Annotated in this window: 6 protein-coding genes; 3 read left to right on the top strand and 3 right to left on the bottom strand. The window is 62.4% G+C overall.

All coding sequences use genetic code 11. The features are described 5' to 3' along the window. Together ACEQXV_RS01035 and ACEQXV_RS01030 are read left to right on the top strand one after the other, a co-directional pair. A partial coding sequence (locus ACEQXV_RS01035; RefSeq protein ID WP_370267466.1) for a DNA translocase FtsK occupies positions 1-658 on the top strand: 658 nt, incomplete at its 5' end. Between the two features lie 59 nt (positions 659-717). Next, positions 718-1,320: an outer membrane lipoprotein carrier protein LolA gene (locus tag ACEQXV_RS01030; RefSeq protein ID WP_370251583.1), complete on the top strand. Its 603-nt coding sequence runs from the start codon at positions 718-720 to the stop codon at positions 1,318-1,320. A gap of 21 nt (positions 1,321-1,341) precedes the next feature. On the opposite strand, the gene ACEQXV_RS01025 is transcribed toward ACEQXV_RS01030, so the two are convergent. Together ACEQXV_RS01025 and ACEQXV_RS01020 are read right to left on the bottom strand one after the other, a co-directional pair. Next, complete coding sequence (locus tag ACEQXV_RS01025) at positions 1,342-1,917, bottom strand: transglycosylase SLT domain-containing protein (protein WP_370251584.1); 576 nt, start codon at positions 1,915-1,917, stop codon at positions 1,342-1,344. A gap of 68 nt (positions 1,918-1,985) precedes the next feature. Beyond that, positions 1,986-2,867: an AEC family transporter gene (locus tag ACEQXV_RS01020; RefSeq protein WP_370267464.1), complete on the bottom strand. Its 882-nt coding sequence runs from the start codon at positions 2,865-2,867 to the stop codon at positions 1,986-1,988. An 85-nt stretch (positions 2,868-2,952) separates the two neighbouring features. Between ACEQXV_RS01020 and hspQ the strand changes: the two genes are divergently transcribed. Next, positions 2,953-3,279 carry a heat shock protein HspQ gene (hspQ, locus tag ACEQXV_RS01015; RefSeq protein ID WP_370251588.1) on the top strand — a complete coding sequence of 109 codons (327 nt, stop codon included), beginning with the start codon at positions 2,953-2,955 and terminating at the stop codon, positions 3,277-3,279. Positions 3,280-3,282: 3 nt separating this feature from the next. Here the strand turns inward: hspQ and ACEQXV_RS01010 are convergent. Further along, positions 3,283-3,504, bottom strand: a 222-nt coding sequence (locus ACEQXV_RS01010) for a rhodanese-like domain-containing protein (protein WP_370267462.1), incomplete at its 5' end; no start/stop codon positions are given.

Genomic DNA, 3,504 nt, shown 5'->3' with positions numbered 1-3,504 from the left:
CTATATCGTCGTCATCGTCGACGAGATGGCCGACCTGATGATGGTCGCGGGCAAGGAAATCGAAGCTTGCATCCAGCGCCTGGCGCAGATGGCGCGTGCCTCCGGCATTCACATCATCATGGCCACACAGCGCCCGTCGGTCGACGTCATCACCGGCACGATCAAGGCGAACTTCCCGACGCGGATTTCCTTCCACGTCACGTCGAAAGTCGACAGCCGCACCATCCTTGGTGAACAGGGGGCCGAACAGCTTCTGGGTATGGGTGACATGCTCTACATGGCCGGTGGCGCCAAGATCACCCGTGTCCACGGACCCTTCGTCAGCGACGAGGAAGTCGAGGAAATCGTGAGCCACCTCAAGAGCTTCGGCCCGCCCGACTACGCGGCCAGTGTTCTGGATGGCCCCGACGAGGAACGGGAAAGCGACATCGATGCGGTGCTTGGCCTTGGCGGCAACACGACCGGCGAAGATGCTCTGTATGATCAGGCCGTTGCCATCGTCATCAAGGACCGCAAATGCTCGACCTCCTACATTCAGCGCAAGCTGGCGATCGGCTACAACAAGGCCGCGCGGCTGGTTGAACAGATGGAGGATGAAGGCGTCGTCAGTTCGGCCAACCACGTGGGCAAGCGAGAGGTGCTGGTGCCTGAGCAGTAATCCGCCCTATCGCGCGGACGTGAGGTGCAAAGCGCTGCTGGCGTGATTAGATGGGACACATGAAGAACCTGATCCTTGCGGCGGCCCTTTCGGCCGCCTCCACCCTGCCAGCCCTTGCCGATGATCCGATCCCGCTGTCGGATCTTTCGGCCTATCTCAACGATCTGCGCACCGCAGAGGCGAGCTTTACGCAAATCACCGAGGATGGCGCGATCTCGACCGGCACGCTCTACTTGCAGCGACCGGGCCGGATGCGTTTCGAATACGATGGTGAAGACCTTATGGTCATGGCCGGGGGCGGGCAGGTTGCGATCTTTGACGGGCGTTCGAACACGCTGCCGGAACAGTATCCGCTCAGCCGCACACCGCTGAACCTGATCCTGGCCCGCACGGTTGATCTTGGGCAATCCGACATGATCGTTGCCCACGAGGCAGACGAGACTTCGACCCGCGTCGTGGCGCAGGATCCGGACGAACCCGACATCGGAACGATCACCCTCGTCTTCACCGGAGACCCGGTGGAGTTGCGGCAATGGGTTGTGACCGATTCCACCGGATTTCAGACCACGGTGATCCTGGGTGAATTGAGCCGCGACGGAACCATACCGTCGCGCTACTTCAACATTCCCCTGGAATTGCGGGAACGCGGGCTGGTGGATTGACCGCCAGCCGCGCGCCTTCCGTCACCGGCGGCAGCTGGCCAACTGGCCTTCGTACATCTCGGCCCGGTTGTCGACGCGGTCTGCCACGCGCAGCAGCCATGTCTGCCCGCGATAGCTGCCCCGCGCATAGCCCGCGTGGCCCTGATGATAGGCCAGATACTGGTTGCGCGCGTCGTCAGGGGCGATGCCGAGCCGTTCCACAGAACGGTTCATGTACCAGCCCATGAAATCGGCGGCGTCGTGGATGTTGGTTCGGCGCGCCGTCCGGTTGCGGGTGGCCTGCCGGTAGTCATCCCAGGTGCCGTCCAGCGCCTGGCTATAGCCATAGGCGGAACTCTGGCGCCCAAGCGGGATGATCCCGAGCGCAAAACGATGCGGGGTCCGGGCGTCGTGAACGAAGCTGCTTTCCTGATGGATCGTTGCCAGCAGAACATGGGGTGGAATGCCCCATTCGCGTTCCGCCGCGCGCGTGGCCCGGGCGATGTCCGGACGTTCGCGCAGGATCATACAAGCGTTGTCGAGATTGCGTGGGGGCCGCGGGCCGCCGCCACAACCGGCAACAGCCAAAAGCAGCACGAGAAGAATCGCGCGTGTCATGAAATCTGCCTGCTCGAGTTTTTGTTTATTACCCCAAGCTTACCCGATTTTGGGCCTGGGGAAAACTGTCAGAGCAGGAAATAAAGAAGAACCGGCAGCGAAAGCACGCTCATCAGTGTCGAAATGACCACGTAGCCGGCCACGGCATCGGCATCGGCGCGATAGCGTTCGGCCAGCAAATAGGCCGTGACGGCCACGGGCGTTGCCATCTGCACGACCAGAACCGCGAAGGCCACGTCTTCCAGCCCAAAGGCCAGCCCGACCCCGACAGCCGCCCCCACGCAGAGAAGCAGCTTGGCCAGCGACAGCAGCATGGCGCGGCCAACACCCCTGGGTGTCAGTCGCGCCACCGCAACGCCAAGCGTGAACAGCATCAGCGGGATCGCCAACTGTCCTGCCAGTTCCAGCGAATGGCTCAGCCAGCGCGTCGTCTGCCAGCCTTGCCACAGAACGAGGGCCCCCGCGAGCGTGGCCCAGCTCATCGGCTCTCGCAGGACTCGTTTGACCGAAGCGTCATCGGACACCATGCGGATGCCCACGGTGAAAGAGAGCACCGCCATGATCGCGAAGATCACGATGGCGTAGCCGAGCCCCGCTTCACCGAAGGCAAAGACCGCCAGCGGCAGACCCAGGTTGCCGGTATTCCCGAAGATCGTGGGCGCCAGGAAGGTGCGCCGGTCCGACCCGGTAACCCGGATCAGTCCCCATGCCAGCAGGCCGATCACCGCGTAGCTGACGAAGGTCGCGATGGTCATGGTGGACAGCGCTGCCGGATCGATCTCGGTCTGCATCAATGCGGTGAAGATCAGGCAGGGCACGGCGAAGGTCATCGCCAGCCGCGTCACGAATTCCACCGGGTAGTCGAAGCCCAGTTTCTTCCAGCTGAAACCGGCGCTGGCCAACAGGAAGACCGGCGCGACGATTTCCAGGACTGTCAGAACGAGGTTCACAATCTGTTTCCCGTGATTCGGCTGGTCGCGGATGGACAAGCCCCCGGCCGGGGGTTTAGTTGGAGGGGCAAGGGGGCGCAACGCGATGCTGAAGACGCACGCAAAATACACACTCGGTCAGGTGGTCAGACACCGTAAACACCCGTTTCGCGGTGTTATTTTCGACGTGGACCCGGAGTTTTCGAACACCGAGGAATGGTATGACGCGATTCCCCCTGAGTCACGCCCGTCGAAGGAACAGCCCTTCTATCACCTGCTGGCCGAGAACGATCAGTCCTACTACGTTGCCTATGTGTCCGAACAGAACCTGGTTCTGGATGACACCGGCGAACCCGTCGATCACCCCGATCTGGGCGATCTTTTCGGCGAGTTCCGCGATGGACGCTACCCGCTGGAATTCCAGCTGAACTGAGCTTCAGTCGATCGGCAGCCCGGCGGCACGCCAGGCCGTGAAACCACCGTCGATCTCGGCCACGGTCTCCAATCCCATATCCTGCAAGGCTTTCGCCGACAGCGCCGAGCGCCATGCGCTGGCGCAAAACAGCACCAGCGTCTTGTCGGTGGCCAGCGGCGGCTTGTGGTAGGGGCTGTCCGGGTCGATCCAGAATTCGAGCATGCCGCGCGGGGCGTGAAAGGC

This window comes from Nioella sp. (assembly GCF_964229645.1).
Classification (GTDB): Bacteria; Pseudomonadota; Alphaproteobacteria; order Rhodobacterales; family Rhodobacteraceae; genus Nioella.
Note: the sequence above shows the minus strand (reverse complement) of the source record. Positions and strands in the feature narration are given on the sequence as shown.

Bases quoted from the DNA above. Each gene is read 5' to 3' on its own strand.
- ACEQXV_RS01030 (WP_370251583.1), top strand. From the start codon at position 718: ATGAAGAACCTGATCCTTGCGGCGGCCCTTTCGGCCGCCTCCACCCTG.
- ACEQXV_RS01025 (WP_370251584.1), bottom strand. From the start codon at position 1,917: ATGACACGCGCGATTCTTCTCGTGCTGCTTTTGGCTGTTGCCGGTTGT.
- hspQ (WP_370251588.1), top strand. From the start codon at position 2,953: ATGCTGAAGACGCACGCAAAATACACACTCGGTCAGGTGGTCAGACAC.